General features: G+C 33.0%; 25 protein-coding genes. 6 read left to right on the forward strand and 19 right to left on the reverse strand.

All coding sequences use genetic code 11. From position 1 onward, the window contains the following. Positions 1 to 69 precede the first annotated feature (69 nt). On the forward strand, positions 70 to 417 hold the full coding sequence (locus C1X07_RS14535) for a DUF6249 domain-containing protein (RefSeq protein ID WP_103070759.1): 348 nt from the start codon (positions 70 to 72) through the stop codon (positions 415 to 417). Between the two features lie 70 nt (positions 418 to 487). On the opposite strand, the gene C1X07_RS14540 is transcribed toward C1X07_RS14535, so the two are convergent. The 4 genes from C1X07_RS14540 to C1X07_RS14555 all read right to left on the reverse strand — a co-directional run bounded on the left by C1X07_RS14540 (position 488) and on the right by C1X07_RS14555 (position 4042). Then, complete coding sequence (locus tag C1X07_RS14540; protein WP_128755283.1) at positions 488 to 1120, reverse strand: hypothetical protein; 633 nt, start codon at positions 1118 to 1120, stop codon at positions 488 to 490. A 481-nt stretch (positions 1121 to 1601) separates the two neighbouring features. After that, on the reverse strand, positions 1602 to 2975 hold the full coding sequence (locus tag C1X07_RS14545; protein WP_128755284.1) for a hypothetical protein: 1374 nt from the start codon (positions 2973 to 2975) through the stop codon (positions 1602 to 1604). Then, positions 2959 to 3567 (reverse strand): hypothetical protein, encoded by a 609-nt coding sequence (locus C1X07_RS14550; protein WP_103070762.1) that lies wholly within the window; start codon positions 3565 to 3567, stop codon positions 2959 to 2961. The genes C1X07_RS14545 and C1X07_RS14550 overlap by 17 nt, the downstream gene beginning before the upstream one ends. Next, complete coding sequence (locus C1X07_RS14555) at positions 3551 to 4042, reverse strand: RNA polymerase sigma factor (RefSeq protein ID WP_103070900.1); 492 nt, start codon at positions 4040 to 4042, stop codon at positions 3551 to 3553. Before C1X07_RS14555 ends, C1X07_RS14550 begins: the two co-directional genes overlap by 17 nt. 365 nt (positions 4043 to 4407) lie before the next feature. On the opposite strand from C1X07_RS14555, the gene C1X07_RS14560 reads away from it, so the two are divergent. Together C1X07_RS14560 and meaB are read left to right on the forward strand one after the other, a co-directional pair. After that, positions 4408 to 4965, forward strand: a complete 558-nt coding sequence (locus C1X07_RS14560) for a DUF2911 domain-containing protein (protein WP_241507265.1) — start codon at positions 4408 to 4410, stop codon at positions 4963 to 4965. Between the two features lie 82 nt (positions 4966 to 5047). Beyond that, positions 5048 to 6136, forward strand: a complete 1089-nt coding sequence (meaB, locus tag C1X07_RS14565; RefSeq protein ID WP_103070764.1) for a methylmalonyl Co-A mutase-associated GTPase MeaB — start codon at positions 5048 to 5050, stop codon at positions 6134 to 6136. A gap of 59 nt (positions 6137 to 6195) precedes the next feature. Here the strand turns inward: meaB and C1X07_RS14570 are convergent, their stop codons facing one another. The 3 genes from C1X07_RS14570 to C1X07_RS14580 all read right to left on the reverse strand — a co-directional run bounded on the left by C1X07_RS14570 (position 6196) and on the right by C1X07_RS14580 (position 8521). Continuing rightward, positions 6196 to 6480, reverse strand: a complete 285-nt coding sequence (locus tag C1X07_RS14570; RefSeq protein ID WP_103070765.1) for a glycosyltransferase — start codon at positions 6478 to 6480, stop codon at positions 6196 to 6198. Between the two features lie 189 nt (positions 6481 to 6669). After that, positions 6670 to 7935, reverse strand: coding sequence for an acyloxyacyl hydrolase (locus C1X07_RS14575; protein ID WP_103070766.1), 1266 nt, complete (start codon positions 7933 to 7935; stop codon positions 6670 to 6672). Positions 7936 to 8152: 217 nt separating this feature from the next. Continuing rightward, positions 8153 to 8521: a helix-turn-helix domain-containing protein gene (locus C1X07_RS14580; protein WP_103070767.1), complete on the reverse strand. Its 369-nt coding sequence runs from the start codon at positions 8519 to 8521 to the stop codon at positions 8153 to 8155. 456 nt (positions 8522 to 8977) lie between these two features. Between C1X07_RS14580 and C1X07_RS14585 the strand changes: the two genes are divergently transcribed. Then, the gene (locus tag C1X07_RS14585; RefSeq protein ID WP_103070768.1) at positions 8978 to 9259 is read left to right on the forward strand and encodes a hypothetical protein; all 282 of its coding nucleotides are present in this window, start codon (positions 8978 to 8980) and stop codon (positions 9257 to 9259) included. 144 nt (positions 9260 to 9403) lie between these two features. On the opposite strand, the gene C1X07_RS14590 is transcribed toward C1X07_RS14585, so the two are convergent. From C1X07_RS14590 to C1X07_RS14600, 3 genes are all read right to left on the reverse strand, one after another. Continuing rightward, on the reverse strand, positions 9404 to 9901 hold the full coding sequence (locus C1X07_RS14590; protein WP_103070769.1) for a DinB family protein: 498 nt from the start codon (positions 9899 to 9901) through the stop codon (positions 9404 to 9406). A gap of 49 nt (positions 9902 to 9950) precedes the next feature. Further along, on the reverse strand, positions 9951 to 10616 hold the full coding sequence (locus C1X07_RS14595; RefSeq protein ID WP_103070770.1) for a Crp/Fnr family transcriptional regulator: 666 nt from the start codon (positions 10614 to 10616) through the stop codon (positions 9951 to 9953). Positions 10617 to 10967: 351 nt separating this feature from the next. Further along, entirely contained in the window at positions 10968 to 11267 is a 300-nt protein-coding gene (locus tag C1X07_RS14600; RefSeq protein WP_103070771.1) for a hypothetical protein, read from the reverse strand. 326 nt (positions 11268 to 11593) lie between these two features. On the opposite strand from C1X07_RS14600, the gene C1X07_RS14605 reads away from it, so the two are divergent. Continuing rightward, the gene (locus C1X07_RS14605) at positions 11594 to 13117 is read left to right on the forward strand and encodes a BCCT family transporter (protein WP_103070772.1); all 1524 of its coding nucleotides are present in this window, start codon (positions 11594 to 11596) and stop codon (positions 13115 to 13117) included. A 39-nt stretch (positions 13118 to 13156) separates the two neighbouring features. After that, positions 13157 to 15391 (forward strand): transglycosylase domain-containing protein, encoded by a 2235-nt coding sequence (locus C1X07_RS14610; RefSeq protein ID WP_103070901.1) that lies wholly within the window; start codon positions 13157 to 13159, stop codon positions 15389 to 15391. Positions 15392 to 15440: 49 nt separating this feature from the next. Here the strand turns inward: C1X07_RS14610 and C1X07_RS14615 are convergent, their stop codons facing one another. The 9 genes from C1X07_RS14615 to C1X07_RS14655 all read right to left on the reverse strand — a co-directional run bounded on the left by C1X07_RS14615 (position 15441) and on the right by C1X07_RS14655 (position 24247). Continuing rightward, positions 15441 to 16016, reverse strand: a complete 576-nt coding sequence (locus C1X07_RS14615) for a phosphatase PAP2 family protein (protein WP_103070773.1) — start codon at positions 16014 to 16016, stop codon at positions 15441 to 15443. A gap of 18 nt (positions 16017 to 16034) precedes the next feature. Beyond that, positions 16035 to 16262: a hypothetical protein gene (locus C1X07_RS14620; RefSeq protein ID WP_103070774.1), complete on the reverse strand. Its 228-nt coding sequence runs from the start codon at positions 16260 to 16262 to the stop codon at positions 16035 to 16037. A 76-nt stretch (positions 16263 to 16338) separates the two neighbouring features. After that, complete coding sequence (locus tag C1X07_RS14625; protein ID WP_103070775.1) at positions 16339 to 17424, reverse strand: OmpA family protein; 1086 nt, start codon at positions 17422 to 17424, stop codon at positions 16339 to 16341. A 141-nt stretch (positions 17425 to 17565) separates the two neighbouring features. Beyond that, entirely contained in the window at positions 17566 to 18951 is a 1386-nt protein-coding gene (locus tag C1X07_RS14630) for an MATE family efflux transporter (protein ID WP_103070776.1), read from the reverse strand. Positions 18952 to 19210: 259 nt separating this feature from the next. Then, a complete protein-coding gene (locus C1X07_RS14635; protein WP_103070777.1) occupies positions 19211 to 20602 on the reverse strand; it encodes a M20/M25/M40 family metallo-hydrolase in 1392 nt (463 codons plus the stop codon). Positions 20603 to 20622: 20 nt separating this feature from the next. Next, on the reverse strand, positions 20623 to 21501 hold the full coding sequence (locus C1X07_RS14640) for a PPK2 family polyphosphate kinase (protein ID WP_103070778.1): 879 nt from the start codon (positions 21499 to 21501) through the stop codon (positions 20623 to 20625). A 137-nt stretch (positions 21502 to 21638) separates the two neighbouring features. After that, positions 21639 to 22160 (reverse strand): hypothetical protein, encoded by a 522-nt coding sequence (locus tag C1X07_RS14645; protein ID WP_128755285.1) that lies wholly within the window; start codon positions 22158 to 22160, stop codon positions 21639 to 21641. A 101-nt stretch (positions 22161 to 22261) separates the two neighbouring features. Further along, complete coding sequence (locus C1X07_RS14650; protein WP_103070780.1) at positions 22262 to 23425, reverse strand: sigma-54-dependent transcriptional regulator; 1164 nt, start codon at positions 23423 to 23425, stop codon at positions 22262 to 22264. Further along, a complete protein-coding gene (locus C1X07_RS14655) occupies positions 23426 to 24247 on the reverse strand; it encodes a DUF6268 family outer membrane beta-barrel protein (protein ID WP_241507266.1) in 822 nt (273 codons plus the stop codon). Positions 24248 to 24307 lie beyond the last annotated feature (60 nt).

Genomic DNA, 24307 nt, shown 5'->3' on the forward strand with positions numbered 1-24307 from the left:
GTAACCGTCTCAAATCATTGCTCGTCTTAATAAGAAAACGAACAGTATTAATCTTTTAAATTAAAAAACATGGGAGCAGAAATTATTATTATACCTGCAATTTTTGGATGTATTTTTGGAATTTTTTATTTGTTTATTTCTTCAAGAAATAAAGAACGTATGGCCTTGATAGAAAAAGGGGCAGATGCATCAATTTTTTACAGTAGCAAGGAAAAAAGAGTAACTCCTATCTGGAAAATTGTGTTTCTAAATTTTTCATTGTTATTAATGGGAATAGGGACAGGAATTTTTATAGCAGGGATTCTACATTACACCTTAGGAGTAGAAGACAGTATAGCTTTTCCTGGCACCATCTTTTTAATGGCAGGTATTGGGTTGTTTACTGGTTTTAATATGACTAAAAACCTGGATAAATAACACTAAACTCACACAACAAAAAAAGGTCTTTCTAGCTAGAAAGACCTTTTTTTATTTGATATTATTTTTTTTACATATCTGCAACAAGATCATCGCTATCTACATATTTTTCAATAACAACAGATTCTCCTCTATTGTTCTCTAGTACATAAACACCAACTGGTAATTGACTAAGATCTATAACATTTGTTGTTTTTGACAATATGTGTACTGTATTCTTTACTTCAAACAATTTAATCTTATCTCCTTCCTCAAATTCATCTACAGTAACAAAGTCTCCTTCTCTTGTAATTGCCAAAAGATTAGTCTCTGCATTTTCATAATAATGAATAAACTCTTGTTCTACACTAATTTCTGCAGGTCTATAAGTAATCTCATTATCATTTTCTACAACAAACTCACTCTCTGTATTTTCTAACACCCCTTGAATATCAATTCCTTCTTCTAGACGAACAATAACTACAGATCTCCCTTCACTATTTTCAAGTAAGTATGATCCCATAGGCAATTGACTTAAATCTATCTCTCCATGAGTCTTAGACAAAATATGATCACCACTCTCTACTTCAAATAATTTAATTTTATCTCCTTCCTGAAAATCTACAACCATAACTGTAAGACCTTCCATCTCTACTTCTAAAGATTGGTCTAAGTCATTTGCATAACTATTTAGAATTAAAAATAAACTGAAAAAAAATGTCATCAATCTCATCCTTTGTGTACTTTATTACGGTTTTCCCACACAATAATATTACATAATTATAGTTAAACAAATTAAAAACCAGACTTTTAGATCAAGTGTTTTCGATTTTCGATAAAAGACACAAAAAACGTTAAATTTTCATTTATTTAACGTTAATTCCCTAAAAATCAATTATTTACATTTACAAAACGTTAAGAAAAACAGATAAAAGGCATGATTAACTGGATTAAGAGACTAATCCTGTATTCTTCTTACGTTTTACCCTTCGTTGAATAAAACAGAAAAAAATGTCTAGAGAGTAAATTTCCCCAAATACATTTGGTAACAATTTTATATAAAACTCACTCTTTCGAAAAACAAAAACCTGTTAATCAGATTAATAAAATTCATATTACAATAATCAACATAAACTAAAAAAGCCCTATCAGTTTTACCGATAGAGCTTTTCTATAATTAACACTATATTACTATGAACAAAAACTTATTTATTACTTAATACAACTTCACTATATTTAGCGTTAATTGTAATCATTTTATCTGTACTTCTCGTATTTTGGAATCCATTAACAAAAACATTTCCAAAGTTTTTTCTGGTATTTATTTCGAGAGTTTTGGGTAAAGAAATTATGCTTTGTGCTCCACTATATGACAAATTAAATGCTGTCTCAGGTAAATTTAATTTAAAATCGCTGTTTTGAACGACTAGATCCAATGTAGAAAAAGACTCTCCTAGATTAGCTATATTAATTACTCCAAAACTTGCTGAAATTGCTCCATTTTCATCCAGTTGTTGTATAAAAATATTACTAGAATCAGCATTAACAAGAAGGTTTTTTGCATTTTGTATTCTACAATTCTTAACATAATTTACAACCAACCTACCATTATTCCATTGACGAACAAAAACAGGGGAATAAGAAGCTTTTATAAAAGTTTGATCTCCATCAATAATATTCGCAGAGAGCTTAGTATGTGACAAAGATGCTCTTACATTTTTAGATTTTTCTGCCAATTGTACATCACCGTGGCGTATATTAAGTCTTAATCTGGCTTCTACAGGCATATGTACTTTTATAACTTTACTAGTACCTTTGGTATTTATTTTACTTGTTGTATATCTATAAACGGTTACATTAGTGGCTCCATCTTGTTGATTTTCTACATCTTTTACAAGTTGAGCTGCCCAGGCATCCATTTTTTTACCATATTGCTCTCCCCATGTCTCTAAATGAATCTCCATCTTACCTGATGGTACTTTTGTAGCGTTGTTTTCAAACTGTTTTGCCCATTTTTGTTTCTCCTTATTTACATCATCATTAAATTTATCTCGTATTTGACTCTCCCATTGTTGAATATACTTCTCATCTTTTTGAGCACTACTTCCATTACTATAGTTTACATTAGAAAGATTATCAGATAGTGCACTAGGCATAGGATTTTTTGTAATATTCTCCATAAGAGGACCTAACATATCTGCTATAGCAGGTTCTAATCTACTTAATTCTTGCAAATCATTTCTACCCATTCTAACATTAGAAGCAGTTACTTTTCTACTCCATAAATTACCTGCAGTAGAATTTATAATTACTTCTTTATCATTTCCTGTTAGATTTACTTGCCAGCTTTCTAATATTCGCTTACTATTTTCGTTAGAAGGGTCTCCCTCCAAATAAGCTTCTACTTCTACCGTATTTTTATTCCAGGTTTCAAAAATAATATTGGTATGACTCGTATTAAGAGTAACTACAACATCATCATTTACTGCAAGTTGTTCGCTTAATTTATTTTGTTTTTCCTGAGCAAATACTCCCGTACAGAGTACACTTAGTGCAACAATATTAAGCTTGTATCTCATTGTAATTTTCATTTTCAATACTCTCTAATTCTTTTAGTCTATTTTTTAATCTATTTAAAAGAGATAATCTTATTTTCAGATTCTCCATCATAGCTTCTACACTTTGCACATTTGGTCCTACATCAATCAATTCTTTATTAAGTCGCTGATACTCTTTATCCAAATTATCTAATCTTGCCATAAATCCTTCAACTAACTCTCTATTCGTATCATCAATAGTAATTTTTGATAATTGCACCTTTATACTAGTCAACATATTATTTTCATATGTTTCGTATTGTGGAGATATTTCTGCCAACGGCGAAGATTGTTTATTTAGTAATACAGTAGAGTTCTTCACTGTATTATCAACATTTACCACTTCTGTTCCTTCTACCTTATTACTATCAAACTGATTATAAGTTAATAGGGATACAGAAAAAATTACAACCACACTTGCGGCAATTTTAAGCCAGTTGTATGTAGAACTCCTATTTCTTTTAGGAAGTTCTTTTTCTAGCCTAGACATAAACCGTTGTTGATGTCCTTCATTTATTTGCTCAGAAGGAATCCGTTTATCTTGTTTCAATAGCTCTCTAATATCCTGTGCCATCTCTCAGGTGTTTTAATTGTTCTTGTAGTTGTTTTTTTCCTCTATGCACTAATGTTCTTGAAGAAACGGGTGTAATATCCAAGATTTCACTAATCTCATTATGATCATACCCTTCTATCAAAAAGAGCATTACTGCATATTTATATTTTTCTGGTAATTTTTCAATTGCCTTTTTTACTTCATCTACTGTCACAGAATCTGATACTGACCAGTCATTCTGTTCTTCAACCGTAGTCATAACTTGTTCATTAATCGCAACCATATTCATTTTCTTAGCTTTAAGCATATCAATGCTTTTATTAATTACAATTCGTTTAAGCCAAGCTCCAAAAGTTACATCTCCTGTAAATTGATGAAGTCTAGTAAATGCCTTAATGAAAGATTCCTGCATAGCCTCCTCTGCCTCAAATGGATCTTTAAGAAAACGCAATGCTACATAATACATACCGTCACAGTACTTATTATAGAGTTTCATCTGCGCTCTACGATCGTTAGTTCTACATTGTTCTATTAGCTCGCTTTGTAACAAACTTTCTTTTATTTGGGTTAGTGATTAATATTTAAAACAGTTTTAAATGGTATTCATTTATATAGACGTAAACAAATATTCCTTGTTGCAAAATTATGCATAAAAATCGTACCTAATCAACAAAATACTGAAAACCAAAGAATTAACATTTAAAAACTTTTCTTTAACTGCTTTATTATCAAAGTGATTGCATTCTTAATATGTAGATAAGAAGTATCTGTAATATTTGTTGTAGTTAAAGACTATTATTTTATGAATCTTTAAACACGTACCTAAGCCTTAAAAGGGTTATATTTAAAACTAAAAAAAACATGATGCCAAAACTCTTAAAACGAACAGCTCTTATTTTATTAGGGCTAGTAGTAATTGGATTTGCAGGAATCTATTTTATGAAACAAAACACCAAAAAGCATAGTCCAGAAGAAACAATTACTCATACCGCAAAAGATGCTACTTTTTCTGTGTTCTACAATAGACCTTATAAAAACAATAGAGAAATTTTTGGAGATTTAGTTCCATATAATGAGGTTTGGAGAACAGGAGCCAATGAACCCACTACATTTACGACCGATAAAGATGTTCTTGTTGATGGTACAATATTAAAAGCCGGTACGTATTCATTATGGACCATTCCTAATCCTAAGTCGTGGAAAGTAATTTTTAATACTAAAGAATACGATTGGGGAGTACATATGGACGGCACTTCAAAACGAGACGCGACATATGACGCCCTTGTTGTTGAAGTCCCCACGCAACCATTATTAAATATAGTAGAGCAGTTTTCTATCTATTTTGAAAATGCCAATGACTTTACCATATTGTATCTTGCGTGGGATAGAACAGCTATTGCAATTCCTATTAAGTTATAGGGAATATTCTCTATACATTACATATCCTATAATTTTTATAGGTTTCTAAAATGAATTTATAACTTTGTCATAAAGTAATTCTGTGCCAAAAGATTCTACCAAACATACCAACCCTTCTTCAAAAGTACCGCCTAACACCAGTAATCAAGCGATTAATCGGTTTAAAAAATTACAGCAAAAAGAAATCTTAATCGACACTATTTTTAAGGCGATTATTGCCAAGGATACAGCTGCATTAAGCAAGGGGATTACACTTATAGAAAGTGCCCAGAAGAATCACACAAAAAAAGCGCAACAACTTATCGAGAAGTGTCTCCCATATGCCAATAACTCTATACGAATAGGAATAACGGGAGTTCCTGGAGTTGGTAAAAGTACTTTTATCGAGGCTTTGGGTAATCTATTAATAGAACAAGGGAAAAAAGTAGCTGTTTTAGCAGTAGATCCCAGTAGTACGATCTCTCACGGAAGTATCTTAGGAGATAAGACCCGTATGGAATCTTTGGTAAGGTCTACAGAAGCTTTTATACGCCCTTCTCCTTCTGGTAAATCTCTGGGGGGTGTTGCCCAAAAAACCCGAGAGTCTATTATCCTATGTGAGGCAGCTGGATATGATGTAATTATTATTGAAACAGTAGGCGTAGGTCAGAGTGAAACTGCAGTGCACAGTATGGTAGATTTTTTCTTATTGCTAAAACTAGCAGGTGCAGGTGATGAATTACAAGGTATTAAGAGAGGTATCATCGAGATGGCTGATGCTTTGGTAATCAACAAGGCTGATGGTGATAATTTGCTGCGTGCCCAAAAAGCTAAAAATCAGTTTAGAAAAGCCCTACATCTTTATCCTCTTTCAGAAAACGATTGGTCTCCAGAAGTATTAACCTGTAGTGCGCTAGAGGGTAACGGCATCAATGATATCTGGGGAATGATTATGAAATTCCTGAAAATCACTTCTGAAAATGGATTCTTTAACAAAAACAGAATCCAACAAAACAAATTCTGGTTGTTACAAACTATAGAAGAACAATTGAAGAGTTCTTTTTATAATAACCCAGAAGTTAAAGCTATTTTGGATTCAAAGATCGAAGCCGTACAACAACACAAAATCACTCCTTTTGCAGCTGCTAGGCACCTATTGGATTTAAACAAAAAACGTAAAAACACTGAATAACATTAGCTATATTTCCATAAAAACCTTGTTCTTATAAAGTTAGCCCTCTGTTCTAAAAACTACAAAGGCAACTCTACAAGTCTTATGTCGTTTCTATTCTGTAGATATTTAGCTCCTGCTCTTACTGCTGCAGCTTTTGCAGAATTCTTCTTAATATTGATAATACTGGTTTTATGAGGATAAGAAGATTGAATATTTTCTAATTTATCTATGGATTTATTTTTGCTCCCGTCGTTTACAAAACATAAATGAAAATCATTTTCTTTTTGTATAAAATTTAGAAACACAGTGATATCAAAACTCTTATCTTTATTGTTACAAGGTATAATAATTCCGGTTTTCATAATAGGTTTTTTTGAGGTTTATATCTCAAAAGTAAGTAGGATTTCTTCCTGACGAAGAGATATTCCGTTGAAAAGAAAACTACTATAGACCAGCAGTTTTTATCTTACGATAAGTTGATATTCAAATTTTAAAAAACTATACATTAGATTTGTGTATCCTTAACTTGAAATAGTCCTCCTTTGGATGATCTATAATTCTTCTTTTTTATGTTTTTTCAGGTTAAATCGATACACATAGCCTAGACTAAGTTCAGAAAAATCTGCCTGCCCTAAATTCGAATTAATATGCACACCAAGAAAGAGATTGTTTTTATACAACTTGTACGAATTAAAAAGATAATATTTTACCCCTAACCTACTAGAAACAGTTTGTTTTACTTTATAATATGAGTTTAGCTCTCCTAACCTAACATATTCATTGTTATAAAAATATCCCTGACTAAGTTGCCAATCCACTTTATAAAAAGGTTTGTAAATATTTATACCTATATCAAACTCTATCCCTACATGTCCTATAAAAAGCTCGGCAGTGGTGAAAAAACCAAAATTTGTAGCATATCGATATGGATTTTCTCTAAAAAAAGAATATTGATCCTGTACAAGTTCTAGATTCTCATTAATATAATTATAATAATGCTCATAAAACCGATAATAAAACCCTGCTCCAAACTTAAAATTTCTATTAATAATCTTGCCAGAAGAAGCCGCTACAGAATACACTTCTCTTTTATCATTAAAAACACGAGAAAGAACATTTTGCCCGATACCTGTTCTTAAAGAAAAATATAACTGGGAATATCTATTCTTATCTTGCCTTTTCTTTTTTATTTGTTCTTCAAAATTGTCTGGTTCTCGTCCTATACTTGATGATAAGCTAAACAAAAAAGAATTTAACCCTTGATTAGGTAGTCTTGTATGACCGTTAGAGTAATGAGTATATCCAAGTCCCAAGCGCCAGTTTACCGATTGCCTTTTCAATAGATCATAATAAAAAAATGACCTAAAAAACCAATTAAATCTTGTAGTTACCGCCTGATTAAGAGGGTTAAGCTCTGGGTCAAATTGTGTATCAATGTATGCTGCGCCTATACCAACATTCAAATTCCATCTACTAGATTTTTTTCTAAACAGCCCTGTTTCAATATAAGGCATCAATACATAGGCCATGCCAATTTTTTCAGAATTTCCAAAATCTGTTATTCCAAAAGAAACACCAGTTTTTGGAGCACTCAATCCAATGGTCCATTGCTTATCTATTGTATTATTATAGCTTCCGAGGCTAACGAAAAAAGATTTTTGAAGCTTCGATTTAGGGAAACCAGTATTTGCTTCCATTGTTTTACCTAACAAGAATTCTGGTACTATAAAAATATGATCATATTTTTCGGCAGGCTCCTGTCCATATATATGTATCCCAACAAAAAATAGAAGCAAGTAGTATTTGAAATACTTCATCTATATTTTCCTTACTTATAAGAATATCCCCTTAGAGCATGTTTAGACGGTATACAAGTACTTATATCAGGTCAAAAAACTCTACTCATAATAAAAACCTCAACACAACACCAACTAACATATCTATGAAGTTTTTGTTAAAACTATTAAAATTATTCAAACCATAAAGCTTTTAACTCCGTATTTTTTAACAAAAAATATATTTGACATATACTTTCTATTCTTTGGGATTACCTTTTTTTTGTTTTTCGATAAAGTTTTCGATTTCTGTAATTTGATTCAATGGTAGGTCAAGAAGTAACTTGTTAAGCCTGGTGGCATAGGATGCATCTTTTGCTTTAATAGTCTGTAAAGCACAGTTTTTGGTATTTTTTTGGTTTGGATCAGGATGCCATTCTAAAAGATCATTTGGTGTACAATTAAGAGTCAAACATACCTTCTCCAAAGTATCCAGACGTAATACTTTTACTTCGTTTCTATTCATACTACTTGCCAATCGAGACGAAAATCCGGCATTGACTAAATATGCGTATGGCTTATCAATCCCGCGAGCCTTGAATATATTCTTAAAATTATAACGTAACATAGTCTATAGATGGGTTAATAACCTTATCGGTCATTCTAAGTTTTTTTTATGATAAGTATATGTCTCGAACCTCATAATTGTTACCCTGGTCATTAAAGAAAGTACTTATAACTATTTCACTAAGGTAAAAAAAGCGATAATCATTTGCGTTTGCACCAAGCCAAAACAAATACTTGAAACATCAAAACTTGTCTTGACACAGTACTTAAAAGCACTAAACTTTTGGTAACGACAAATGTTCTATTTACGATGATCATGTTATATTCTTTTTATGATAAATTGTATATTTGGATCGTCAACACATTTTAATAATCGCAATGCGAAAAAATCAAAATCGGTTTAAACAAAAGATATTGGGAAGGCATACGGGTGCAAGTCCCGAGACCAATCTAAGCATTGCTTGGAATGTGTTGACGGTGACCTTCCTTCTTTTTATTAACCATAATTCAAATTCTTATGTCAACACAGAATGGTCAAAACAGTTACCAAAATGGTAATCACTTGAAAACGGTCAATGATTCAGTTGAATCAAAAACTTCAACACCTTTAACTTCTACTCAGGAAGATTTTTTTGATTATATCCAATTTCATGGAATTGATAATTTCATAAAATCATTAAAAATGATTCATGATTTTGCTTTATATCATACAGATTTATGCTTTGATAAAAGTGAAAAAAATGCACTTTTTAATTTAAAAATCTTGTGGGAAGGATTAGAGAGGATAGCAAAACCTTAAAAAATGTTAATGGGAGATCACTATTGGGATAATGATCTCCTTTAAATTAAATATTCTGTAAATATCACTTTTTACACATAATCCCCAAAGACTCCTATCATACTCCATGCTATCAAAACCAAAGAATTCACTTTTATCATAGGATTACGCAAAAGGGTTTTCATCAGCTGAAGGGCCATATATCGAAGGTATTTCTACACCTAGAATTCTTAAATACGTGCTTAATTGTCCTCTGTGATGATACCAGTGATTAAGCATCAAAAAACGTAATAATGTTGGTCTTGACCAATTTATAATTTCTTTTTCTCCGAGCATACAAGACCAATTTTTGGAATCCCAATCGGTAGTAGTAGCATTTAATATTTCTAACGCGCTCTTAATACTTTCGTTAAAATTACCTACAATATCTTCCTTATTTTTTGATAAAGGATGTTCTATTAGTATTTCTGCCGACGTTATACCGTCATTTGCAAATTTTGCAATTCTCCCAGGAATTGTTGCAACATGAAAAGCAAGCTGTCCTAGAGTCATTGCTTTAGGATGGGGTTGCCAATCGAGTTTATCTTCTGGAAGAAGCTCTAGAAGTTTCTGGGTAGATGTTTTTTCAAATTCTATCTCTGTTACTAATACTTTTGAACTCATTTTTGTATTGTTTTATAATTACAATACAAAGTAAATTCATAAGTAATAGTCAAAACGGTATCAAAAGATACATAAGGAGAAATGTAGATAGTATTTCTATCGATCCGCGATAAAGTTTAACTTTTTTATCAAGTTCAAACTGTTTAAGGATTCTAGATATCACTACTCTTGTTGTTCCCAACTCATTGGCAAGTTCTTGATGTGATATTCTTATCATATTATCTGGCTGCTTTAAAACTTTGGATTCAAGATATCTCAAAACTCTTTTATCAACATGATCAAAGGCAACACTCTTAAATGTATTTAACAATTCATCATACCTGTTTCTAAATGTTCTGATTACAAAATCATTCCATGATGAATATTCTTTTTGCCATTGCGCTATATATCTTGTGGGCACAATCAAAGCTTCAGTTTTTTCAACCGCCACAGCCTGAGAAGGGCTCTTATCATTGAAAAAACTAGCAGATAATGACATCATACAGGTTTGCTTTGGTTTGACATAATACAAAAGTATCTCTCTATCTTCCTTTGTCTGAAATACCCTTATTACCCCAGTTACTACAATAGGAACCACCTTTACAAATTGCCCTTCTCTCACAATTACTTCATCCTTATCAAATGTTTTTAGCTCGCAGTTTGCCATAATTTCTTCTCGAAGTTTTGGTTCGTTGAAGAGATTAACACTACTTAATATATCATTAGTTAGAGTCATGTTAAGATAATTCTGTATAACAAAGATATATAAGTAGATATAAGCACAATTAAAAACTTTTTCTATTTAAGTGTATTGTGGCGTAACCTTACATTACACCAATACAACCTAACATTGTAGCAATATAAACTAACATTGAGGTAAAGTAACCTGACATTGCTGTGATATAACCATACATTACTACAACGTTACCTTACGTTGTGATAATATAACCTGACATTATGGTGATGTAACCTGACATTGCAGCGAAGTAAACTTACATTGCGGTAAAATAACCTGACGTTGCAGTAATGTAATCCATTGTTGCATAATCTATCAAATAACAAAATATACCTATAAAGACACTACGTATCACTTGTCATTCCCATTAATATCCTCAGAGTCTACGGGAACAGGGATTTCTGCAGTAGTATTATCATTATCATCTTCATCGTCATCTTCAAAATTTTGCATCGTATCGGCCAGTCGTTTGCTAATCTTAACCAGATAAATAGTATCTTCTGTCTTTACTTCTACAGCTTCAATAGCTTCGTTATGCTGGTTTCTAAATGAAATGATATCGTTATCATTATATCCGTCAGGAAATTTTTCTACAAGAAGATTTAAAATATTCTTATTCAATTTTTTGTAATCAACAATTACTCTTCTCATGAGCATATAGGTTTAATAGTTAGTAGCACAAACATTATCTACATTTAGTATATCATACTAAATGGTATCATTTTCTATTATAAGCCTTAGGATATAGCAGTTTATCCCAGGTAATTATCAATTGAGCATATAATTATTTCACTGAGTAATTTGTCATTACAAGCTAAATAAAAAAATTGAAACTTTTTGAAATCCTATTTAAAAAAATAATTATTTTTTCGATTTTTTACTTGTTAAAAATTAGAAGTTTCTCATCTATCCTAAACTATTCTCAAAACTTTTTAAGACATTTATAATTATAATCAAAAGAGCATAAAAGATTCTATATGAAGGTCGACTTTAAGAAAAATAGCTTACTGTATATTTCTTTAGGGATATTAATTTTCTTTTCTTTTTTCTTATACTTTTTTACGCTAGAAACCTATGAAGGGATTGAGTCTTTTTCGGTTTATATTCGTCAACTATTCGGTAGATTTTACTTATGGCTGGGGTTGGCATGTGTCTTACTTCTTATGGTTATGGCTTTTTCTTCCTGGGGAAAAAGGCGGCTTGGTAAAGTAACTGATCGACCACAGTTTTCGAGACTTGCCTGGATCTCTATGTTATACAGTGCAGGAATGGGAGCAGGAATATTACTACGTGCTGTGCAAGAACCTGTATTTATGAGATATAATCCTCCTATCGATAATGGAGCTGATGCAGCAACAATAGCTTTAGAATACACTTTCTATCAATGGGGCTTTACTGCCTGGGCATTTTATGCCGTCTTTGCCATTACCGTGGGGTACTACTTATTTATACAATCAAAAAAGGTACTGTCCAGTAGTGCTTTTTCTTCTATAGAGCACTTGGTCAATAATAAGAAAATTAGTACCACTATCCTCGGTAGTATCGATATCCTAGCTATTCTTACCACAGTATTTGGTCTGGTCGCTGCCATTGGATTAGGAACTACGCAAATAGAAGGTGGATTAAATCATTTATTTAATATAGATTTTGGTCTTAAAGGCACTATTATCATGCTTATCATTATTTCGATCTTAGCATTTATCTCTGTTTATAGAGGTGTCAACAAGGGCATTAAGATTATTTCTACCTGGAATATTTATATAACCATAGGTCTTTTATTTTTTGTATTCCTGCAAAGTGATATTTTGTCGATTACAACTCGGTTTTTTGCTTCATTATATCAATATATTATTGATTTTATTCCGTTGAGTCTGGCATATGGCAAATATAATCCTGGTGAAGTATTCTTAACAGATTGGACTTATTATTATTGGGCTTTTTGGCTTGCCTGGGCGCCTTTTACAGGTATTTTTATTGCTCGAATCTCAAAAGGGCGCACAATTAGAGAAATTATAATAGGTGTACTTCTTGTACCCTCTCTAGGTACTTTCTTCTGGTTTACCACATTTGGAGAATCTGCTTTTTTGATTATCGAAAATATTGGTGAATATCAATGTCAATTTGATAACGTATTTAGCTCTATATTTATCTTTTTTGAAAATTACCCTTTTCAGGGGTTTATTAATACTCTCACTATTCTTTTATTAATAAGTTTTTTGATCACATCACTAGATTCTGCCATTTTTGTCTTAAGCATGTTTACGGATAATGGTAAACAAGAACCCTCAAAAAAACATCGTCTTTTATGGAGTATTATACTCGTTATCTTTTCGGTAGGTATTGTTTTATTAGGAAATTCCAGAACCGATATTAATGTCTTAATCGCCATGCAAAAATTACTCATTATCACCTCCTTACCGTTTGCATTATTAATGGTTGCTATGATTGGATTGTTTATTAAAGACTTTATAAAAAAACAAGAAACACACCTTTCCAAATAATATGGGTTTTTCAACGTTATGTAAGTCGGTATTATGATTATGATAAAGACATTATTACAAAAAAGGGGGGTAAAATGGTCTGTTTTTATTTTGATTGGATTCATATGTACAGGCATCTGCTTCTACCTTAGTATTTATTTTGGTTTTTTTGGAAAACTCCCCAGTAAAGAAGAATTAAGCTCATTAAAACAAGCTGAGGCTACACAGGTACTTGACAAAGATGGTCATCTAATTGGTAAATATTATATCTATGACAGACAACCCATAACCTACAAAGATCTACCTCAGCATCTAATAGATGCACTTATAGCTACCGAAGATGTACGGTTTTATGAGCACGATGGTGTAGATAACACAAGTTTGTTACGAGTTTTTTTTAAAACCATTTTATTACAGGATAAATCCTCTGGTGGAGGGAGTACCATAACCCTACAATTAGCAAAAAATCTATTTGGTAGAAAAAAGTATCGCCTGTTTAGTACGGTAATCAATAAATTAAAAGAATCCTTTATTGCAAAAAGGATAGAAGATATATATTCTAAGGAAGAAATCCTTACCTTATATTTTAACACAGTTCCTTTTTCTGATAATACCTATGGGATTGAAAGTGCCTCACGTAAATTCTTTAACAAATCCACATACCAGTTAACACTCTCTGAAGCTGCCACACTCATCGGAACACTAAAAGCAAATCATAGCTATAATCCCAGACTTTTTAGAGAACGAAGCCAATTAAGAAGAGATGTTGTCCTTCAACAAATGGTAAAATACCAATATATCAGTCCTCATCGTTCTAATCAGGCAATGAGCCACCCCATTACCTTGGATTACCAATACTTTAATCACGATCTAGGATTGGCTCCTTATTTTAGAGAAGAAGTCAAAAAAGAACTTTCCCAAATTTTAGAAAAGTATAAAAAACCGGATAGTACCCTCTATGATATCTATAACGATGGTTTAATTGTACATACTACTCTGGACTACAAAATGCAATCTCTTGCCGAAGAAGCTATGAAAGAACATATGCCAGTATTACAAGAACAATATGAAAAATCCTATGGTACCGATGCCCCATGGAAAAATGATCAAGCTCTCGTACAAAATGCTATAAAAAACCTTACCATCTATAATGTATATAAAGAGCAAGGTCTTACCGAAACTCAAATCGAAGATTCTCTTTCGATCAAAAAGAATCTTGAATTATTTGAATGGAATAACAATATCACCCAAAAAGCATCTTCTCTTGATAGTATCCAACACTACCTAAAGTTTTTAAACACAGGAATGATAGCTATCGAGCCTACGACAGGGGCTGTAAAAGTATACATTGGAGGTATTGACTATCGGTATTTTAAATATGATCATGTTTCTCAAAGTGAGCGGCAGGTCGGATCTACCTTTAAGCCTTTTGTATATACAGCGGCTATAGAAAACGGGATGAAACCATGTTCATATTTTTCTACCAAAGAGATTACCTATACCAATTTGAAAAACTGGACTCCCAAAAATGCTTCAATACAAAATGATCCTCATCTTAATTTTACACTCGAAAAAGCATTAAGTAACTCTGTAAATACCATTGCTGTAAAGGTTTTAAACGAAGTGGGGATACCTACTGTAGTAGATCAAGTAAAAAAATTGGGAGTGACTACTCCCCTTTCTGAAGAACCTGCGATGGCACTGGGTACAGATGGTATCAAATTAAAAGAATTGGCGGGAGCCTATGCCAGTTATGTCAATAAAGGAAAAAGTGTAAAACCCTATTATATTTCAAAAATCGAAGATAAACACGGTAAGCTTATAGCCTCTTTTGAGCCTCGTATAGCAGATTCCTCTGCCTATAGTGACTATACCAGACAAGTCATATTAAAAATGATGAAATCTACCGTCGATGAAGGTACTGCTACTCGTTTAAGAACAACCTACAAGCTCAAGAATGAAATCGCCGGCAAAACAGGAACCACCCAAGATAATAAAGATGGATGGTTTATTGGCATTACACCAAAATTAGTAACCGTGACCTGGGTAGGAAATGACAATTACAATATAGGTTTTAAAACTACCGCATTGGGTCAGGGAGCTAATACTGCCCTACCGATTTTTGCCAAGCTATATCAAAAAATGAATAAGGACACTACTTTTGATGTTTATACCAAAAGTAAATTTGAGAAAATACCAGAACAGATTTTAAAAGACCTGAACTGTAAACCCGAAAAAAGAGATAACTTTTTTAAACGCCTTTTTGGTAAAAAGAAGAAAAAGAGAGTTTTTTAGAAGTCTTATATAAGTCAGAAGTAAAAGATTTCTTTTCAAAAGAAAAATATTATTCAGCAACTGTTCCATACTTTTTTACTAAAAATCTATGCAGTCTAAATGCTCCGAATCCTAACAAAATACCAATCGCCATACCAGTAACTACATCTCCTGGATAATGTACTCCCAGATAGATTCTACTATACCCCACAGTAATTGACCATATCACCATAAAAGGAAAAATATACTTTAAGTATTTCCTCAAGCTTAATCCTATAAAAAAGGCTAATGCCATAGAGCTTGCTGCATGACCAGAAAAATACCCATGTCTCCCACATCGTTCTGCTTTAATCCTAGCAAACTCTGCTACGCCATCAGCTCTACAAGGGCGTGGTCTCATAAAGAGTACATTTTTAAACAGGTTAGATAATTGATCTGTTGCAGTAATCAATAATGCTACCACCACCAAAGTAATGATCGTACCCCTAACCCCATAATATTTATAAAAAAAGAACAGTAAAAGAGCATATAATGGTATCTGATAAAATTTATTGGTCATAAATAACCAAAACCCATCCCATGAAGTGTTCCCTAGATTATTGAGATATAAAAAAAGATCTTTGTCAAATTGTATAAGTTCTTCCATTTCTAAGATTTAAATACATTAACCGTCGTAGCGTTCTATTTCTCGATCATAAAAGTCATTAGCAGATTGAAAAAGTTTCTCTGACTCTTCGAGTAATTCTTTTTCTTCACTTTTATCAAACTCTTCAAGCCATTCTACCTCATCGTTTTGCAGATTAATAATAAATCTGGGAAACTCGGTATGAATTACAAAAATAGCATCTGGATAATCAGTATTATCCCCTAATAAGAATTTTGGAAAGTCCATAATGAATACTTAAAAATTACAAAGTCTCAAAGGTACTATCTTTTCTTAGGTAAACCATAGAATTATGATGTATCTACTATTCAATTTTAATTTCTACTCTGTTATTCGATTCAGGGTCCAGATTAGAATCAGAAGTAACTATTGGTTTAGTATCACCTTCATATAAAACTTCTATCAAAGATTCGTCTATACCCTTCTCCACAAAGTATTTTTTTACATTACTGGCTCTCATGGCCGACATAATTTCATTTTCAAAAGATGAGCCTGCATCATCTGCATGACCAATAATTTTAACTGAATTTACTTTAAATATGGTTACATACTGAATATAAGTATCCAATTCTTTTTGAATTTCTTTATACGCTTCGCTTTCTCCTACCAAAAACTCTACAGGAGAAAAATCAAGTGCCATATTACAAATTTGATTAGGAACAAGGTTTTTTGGATCTCTCATTTCCATCAATAAAACATCATCAACAAAATAATAGGCAGTATCAAAACCAGTTCCTTTTACAGATTTTCCTTTTGGGCTATCAGAGAAATATCCCAGAGAGAGGTACTTTTCGGTTCCTTTTGCTCTATATACTCCACATACTTTTGCCCACCCTTTGGTATCACAAATCATTTTTGAAGATTCTATGTGTAAAGGAAATTTTGAAGTTTCTGTTATTTTTGGGCTTCTTGCCGTAAAGTAAGAACCTATAGATGATGTACAAGAATTTGAAATCCCTTCAGCCAAAGAAACATACATATGAAAATAATAGTACTTTCCCTTGGTTAATGGTTGTTTCAATTTTGCGGTTACCCCTTCCTTGTAGGCACCCCCGGCAATATACATTCCTACTTTCCCTTCTCCAGTTCTGGGTTCTTGTGCTCCAAACTGTTTCAAAAAATTAGGAGCTTTGTGTATAAATCTGATATCTTCTAATTTCGGGTGATGCGCATCTGGAGAGTTTATTGCAGCTTTCCAATCCTTGATAATTCCAAAATTTCGCATCTCCATATCCAATCTCTTAATAGCTGGGTTAATAGATTCAAAGCTCGGATTAGGTATAAGGTTTTGTTTTTGGCTATGGGTGAAATATTGACCTCTACTACTTTGAGTACTTAATACGATAAAAACAATAAGCAGTAGACAAAATTTAGAATTTGGGACTCTCATTTTTTGTAATCTGTTTTTTTGGAAAGATAGTTAATTATTAGTTAATACCAAATAAACGCTATAAGTCTAAAAATGGTATCCTATCTTTCTTTAATTTTTCAAAAACAGTTCAAAAACCCTGCCATTGCTGAAAAATCAAAGCTATTGAATTTTATTTTCGCGAATTAAAGCTTTTGTTAAATGATTAAATCTTGCATATAATAATAGCGCAGAGACCGTAAGACCGGCTAGCAGCCCAATCCAAATTCCAGCACTTTTATATTCGGTATGCAACCCTAGATAATAACTAATCGGAAAACCTACAATCCAATACGCTATAAATGTAATCAGTGTTGGGATTTTAACATCCTGAAGACCACGTAAAGCTCCTAGTACGGTAACTTGTATTCCGTCGGAAATCTGAAATAGTGCCGCAATGATTAATAATTTGGCTGCAATAGTAATTACTTCGGTATTATCTGTTAGATTTGTGACATCCTTTACATCTACATCAAGATAAATCTGAGGTAATAGTTTATTAAACAGAATAAAAAACAGTGCAAAAGCAGCTTCTATCAAAAAAGTAAGTAAAAAAATCGAAATAGCAATCCTTCTTAAATCTCTAAAATGCTGAAGTCCTTTTTGATTACCCACTCTAACCATCGCTGCGACACTCAATCCCATAGCAACCATAAATGTCATTGAGGCTAGGTTTAAAGCTATTTGATTTGCTGCCTGCGGGTTTTTGCCCAAAATCCCGGATAACCATATGGCTGCCGTGAAAATGGCAACTTCAAAAAACATTTGTAACGAAGAAGGGAAGCCCAATGCAATAATTTTATTTATCATCCCTTTTTCCAAAGTAAAAAACTTGATCTTAGTAACATAAGGATTCGATTTTTCTTTGTTTTTAAGAAATAACCATAAAAATATAACCATCACCAATCTCGAAGCAAGTGTACCTACAGCCGCCCCCACTATTCCCATCTCTGGAAATCCAAATTTCCCAAAAATCAACACGTAGTTAAGAATAACGTTAACCAAATTTGCAACTAATGTAGCGTACATCGGGTATTTGGTCATTGACAACCCATCTGAAAATTGTTTTAATGCCTGAAAACTCACTAAAGGAATTAACGAAAAAGCAACCAGGTCAAGATACGGAATTGCCAATTCAACCACTTCTGTGGGCTGTTTCATAAGATACATAAGTGGCTTGGCAAGCAATATCAGTAAAAACAATACAACTCCCAGTGTGGTACATAAAACCAAACCATGCTTGAATGCTGACTTACCATTTACAAAATTATTCTCTCCATCTGCTTCTGCAACTAATGGGGTAATTGCAGTAGAAAAACCTATCCCAAAAGACATTGCTATAAACATAAAACTATTGCCCAGAGATACAGCAGCCAACTCTGCTGTTCCTAATTGTCCCACCATGATATTATCGATTAACCCAACAAAGGTGTGCCCTAGCATGCCCATCATCACTGGAGCGGCTAATTTTAGGTTATATCGAAACTCTTTGGTGTACTGCTGTAGCATTTTATAATTTTGAAGACGCAAAGGTATTAGAACCATCATAAATTAAGTGATTCTTATCGTATTTTTAACGTTATAATCGGTTATTTAAATTTTTTCTAAAAGAAGAATATTTTCTATAACATCCAAAGCATGCATTAATCAAATTAAAATCTCAAATAAAAAAGAAAACCCGAGAGTAATTAACTCCCGGGGTATTTTAGAATAAGTTATTATTTTAAAAACCTGTTTTATATAACAAGTAATTTCCAAAAAGGTATTGTTACTTGATTCCGTATTTATCAAAAAGGTATACCAAGCTAGCCATTGTAGCGGCTCCTAATTCTAGTTCTCGCTTATTCACAGCATCAAATGTATCATTTTTGGCATGATGATGAACAAAATATCGCTGTGAATCTGGTCGTAATCCAGACAAAACCATTCCTTCTTTTTTTAGAGGTCCAATATCGGCTCCTCCTCCGCCTCTAGTAAAAGAATGAATCAGGTAAGGTTCAAAAAGAGGTTTCCAACTCTCTACCTGAGCAAAATTGGCATCATTACAGTCAAAAGAAAAGCCTCTGGGAGTGAACCCTCCTGCGTCACTCTCTAATGCAAAGACATGATTTTCTCCTTTATCTTTGGCAACCTTGGCATATTTTTTTCCTCCTCTTAGTCCATTTTCTTCATTCATAAACATGACCACACGGATAGATCGCTTGGGTTTATATCCAATTTCTTTAAATAATCGTAATACTTCCATAGATTGCACGATTCCTGCTCCATCATCATGCGAACCATCTCCAAGATCCCATGAATCCAGATGCCCGCCAACTACCATATATTCGTTTGGAAATTCACTTCCTGTAATTTCTCCAATAACATTATAGGATTGTACATCTTTCCAGGTACGGCAGTTCATATTGATATGAAATTTAATCTTGGGGTTTAATTTTAGCATAGAACTTAATAAATCAGCTCCATTGGTACTAATCGCGGCAGCAGGAATCTTCTGCGAATCTTTAAGATCTCCGTAACTCATAGCGCCTGTATGCGGGTAATCATCTAATCTAAGATTCATAGAGCGTACAATTACTCCAACAGCACCAAATTTGGCTGCTTCGGCTGCTCCAGAATATCGTTGATCCACGCATCCTCCATATGCTCTAAATGTCTCAATAAGATCAGCTTGCATTGGACGGTTATAAAACACTATTTTTCCTTTAACCTGATCTTCTCCTAGTTTTTTCAGATCTTCTAATCCTTGTACTTCAACTATTGGTGCTTTAATACCCCCAATAAGTGTAGGTACAGACCCTCCTAACGCACATATAGGTACATTTGTTGTAACTCCTGGTCCTGTTTCTATATAGGCAAACTCTGTTACTCCCCGAGTCCATTTAGGTACCATAACAGGCTGAAGCCAAACTTTATCTATCCCTAGTTTCTTTAATTCTTTTTCTCCCCATTCTACTGCCAATTGTGCATTAACAGACCCAGACAACCTTCCCCCAATCTGATTAGATAAGTAATCCAACCATTCATAACTCTTACCATTAAGCAGAGAAGTATCGTATATCTTTTTTAATATTGTAACATCTTCTTTGGCGGTATTCTGTGCTACCCCATCAAAGGATAAAATGGCAAAGATGACAGGGATAATTATTTTTTTAAACATAGTTAGTTTTTTTACTCTTTTTATTCGTTTTCTAATTCTTGTTTATACAAATCTAAATTAGCTTTTGTTTTAGTATCTAATTCAGGTTCTTGTATGTCATCATATTCTTTTAAAGTATCATATAACGTTTTGGCTACAATGTACCTAGCAGCTGGTTTATTATCTGCCGGTATCACATACCATGGTGCATGTGATAATGATGTTCTATTTATCGCATCCTGATAACATAATTGATATTGATCCCAGAGTTTTCTTTCTTTTAAATCTCCTGCAGAGAACTTCCAGTTTTTTTCTTTTTTTTCCAATCTGCGTAGTAATCTGTTTTTTTGTTCTTCTTTTGACAAGTGCAAATAGAACTTATAGATTAAAGTTCCGTTTTCGGAAATGTGCTTTTCAAAATTTCGAATCTGCTCAAAACGCTGATCCCAAAACGCATCGTTAATATCTTCTGTTGAATTAATATGAGGAATATTCTCCCCCATTATATATTCGGGATGTACCCTTGTTACTAAAACATTTTCATAATGTGTTCTGTTAAAGACCCCAAATTTGCCTCGTTGTGGCAAGGCAATATAGTGCCTCCAGAGATAATCATGCCCTAACTCTAGCGGTGTAGGCACTTTAAAACTATGTACAATAATTCCACGTGTATTAAAATCTTTAAACACTTCTCTTATCAAACTATCTTTACCGGCTGTATCCATTCCTTGCAGGCAAACCAATACTGCGTATTTACCATGCGCATATAAAGTATCCTGAAGTTTTCCCAGCTTTTCTCGAACTTCTTCTAGCTCGTTCTCTATTTTATTTTCTTTTTCGTCAAGATCAAAAGTGGTAGGTATTTTGGATAATTCTATAGCCTTAGACACTTTAAAATCTTCATGATTTATCTTCTTCATACTATGATTTATGTTGTCATCCGAAAGATACTAAAGTTTTGGTCTTGTAAAAAAGTAGTTTAACATTACACAAATGATAGGTGTGTTTTTAACAAAACATAGTAAGGATATATAATTCTTAAAAACGGGATATGAGCTTATCTACCGTAGAAATCATAACTAAACCCAATCAAGAAAGTATCATATCTTCTTCCCAAACTTTTAACATTTAACTCTGCAAAAATGTGTACTGGCGTAGAGATCTGATGTAATGCTCTTATTTTGATCTGAGCTCCATGATTAAAGTTCCCTGTACTAAATCCAAGAAAAGCCTCGTCTTCAATATCTCTAAAAATGCTAGAGTCGTTTCCTACATATCCCATCCCGGCAGTTATCGTTGTAGGATACCAATTAAACAGAATCAAATTTACTCCCAATGCCAATTCATTAAACCCTTCGTACTCTTTATCTGCTCCTAAGGCAAATGTGCGATTGTACTCGCCCATAAATGTAGTATAACAATTAAATGCATACTCAACTCTACCACCTATCGCCAACTCATTCTCTAATGCAAAACTTTTTGCCGCTACCAAGCCATAATTTGTAGCACCTGGATCATATTGAGCAAAGGACATATAGAAATTGCACAGCAATACTATTAAAAACAAAACTCTTTTCATTGTTTGGGGTATATCTGCTATTTGTCGTAAAAGCGGTATAGATAATTACAAAAAAACCTTCTGCAATGCTATTCTAAATACATAAAGTAAATCTACTCTTCTTACTTTGCCGCAAAAAGCTTAACATCCTCTACACTCACTTCTTTGCCTCCCAAAATGATCAAACGTTCTATAACATTACGTAGCTCTCTAATATTACCTGTCCAGTCATATTGTTGTAGTTGTTTTATAGCCTTGTCAGAAAACTTCTTAACAGGAGACCCTTGTTCGACTGAGATTTTCTTTGAGAAATATTTTATAAGTAAAGGAATATCATCTCTTCTATCATTCAGAGCCGGTACTTTTATTAATATTACCGCTAATCTATGATACAAATCTTCTCTAAATCTATTCTCTGCAATTTCTTTTTTCAGATCCTTATTTGTTGCTGCAACTACACGTACATCTACTTTGATATCTTTATCACTACCAACTCTTTGGATTTTATTTTCTTGCAATGCTCTAAGTACTTTTGCTTGGGCAGAGAGGCTCATATCACCAATTTCGTCAAGAAATATAGTACCTCCGTTAGCAGCTTCAAATTTACCTGCTCGATCTTTATTAGCAGACGTAAACGCTCCTTTTACATGACCAAAAAGTTCACTTTCTATTAATTCTCCAGGTATTGCAGCACAATTTACCTCTATCATAGCTCCTTTTGAACGTTCGCTTTTTTGGTGAATCCAGTGAGCTACAAGTTCCTTTCCTGTTCCATTGGGTCCTGTAATCAAAACTCTTGCATCAGTAGCTGCAACCTTTTCGATAATATTTTTGATATCAGAAATAGCTTTTGATTCTCCAATCATTTCATAATTTTTGGAAACCTTTTTCTTAAGCATTTTATTTTCTACTACCAGTTCTTTTCTATCTAAAGCGTTACGTACTGTATTGAGTAATCGATTTAAATCAGGTGGTTTGGATATATAATCAAAGGCTCCTAATCGCATTGTATTTACGGCAGTATCCAAATCTCCATGACCAGAAATCATAACAATAGGAATCTCGGGTTTAATCTTTTTTATGGCTTCTAACACCTCTACTCCATCCATCTTTGGCATTTTGATATCACAAAGTACAAGGTCGTAATCATCTGCCTTTATTTTTTCTATTCCGACAAGTCCATCTTCAGCTTCAAAAACTTCATATTTATTATTTTCTTCAGATAAAATTTTTACCAAAACTCTTCTGATCGCCGCTTCGTCTTCTATTACTAATATTTTTGCCATTTATATTTTTAATTTTATTCCGCCTCGAAAATAGAAGGTATTACCATCATTGACGGTTAGTACACTCTCTTGATTGCCATTTCGTAAACGAATTTCATTACTTAATGTATATCCTGCATATGTATAGAACAATAAGTGTTCCGTAAAATAATACTCATATCCTAATGCTCCCATAACATTAAGCATCGATGCATTTGCTACTACTTTAGTTTCTCCATTTTTATCTACGAACACCTTATTCTTCTGTAAGTTACCATAAAATCTATCCAGACCCACAAACGCCTGCAGTGTGCTCTTATCATTAAAAAAATATTTAATGTTTGTTTTAGGTGTTCCTATAGCATATGACCAACTTGGGTGAAATCTCTTAAAATAATTAATAATAGGTAGTGGAAAATTCAAACTTGCAGGATTTGTATATTGCACCCCTACAATTAAACGAGCCATTTTAGGTTCTTGTCTTCCCTTATATGTTTTTACAAAATATAAAGACCCTCTATACCTAAAATCATCTCCTTCTACACCTGATTCTTCAAAATTGGATGAAATCCCTACTCCTATTTTAGTCCCAAATCGCCAATTGTTTTTCATTTTAAAAGTATACCCTAATTCTACCCCTATAGTATGAAAACCTTCCAGACCTTCTTTATCTATTCCCAGTTCATCTTCAATCTGTAAATTATTAAATCTATATTGTGTGCCTACCACAAAATAGGTTCCTTTATCATCCATTTTAATGGGATAATTAGCAGAAAATCGAAAGCGACTATATACATTATCACTATCAGCTTGAGGTATATATGCATATTCGATTCTAGCCAAATTGGTACTTTGCGATTTTATTATGCCATAAGTACACAGAAATACTACCACAGCTAGTAG

It is taken from the genome of Aquimarina sediminis (assembly GCF_002895435.1).
GTDB classification, from domain to species: domain Bacteria; phylum Bacteroidota; class Bacteroidia; order Flavobacteriales; family Flavobacteriaceae; genus Aquimarina; species Aquimarina sediminis.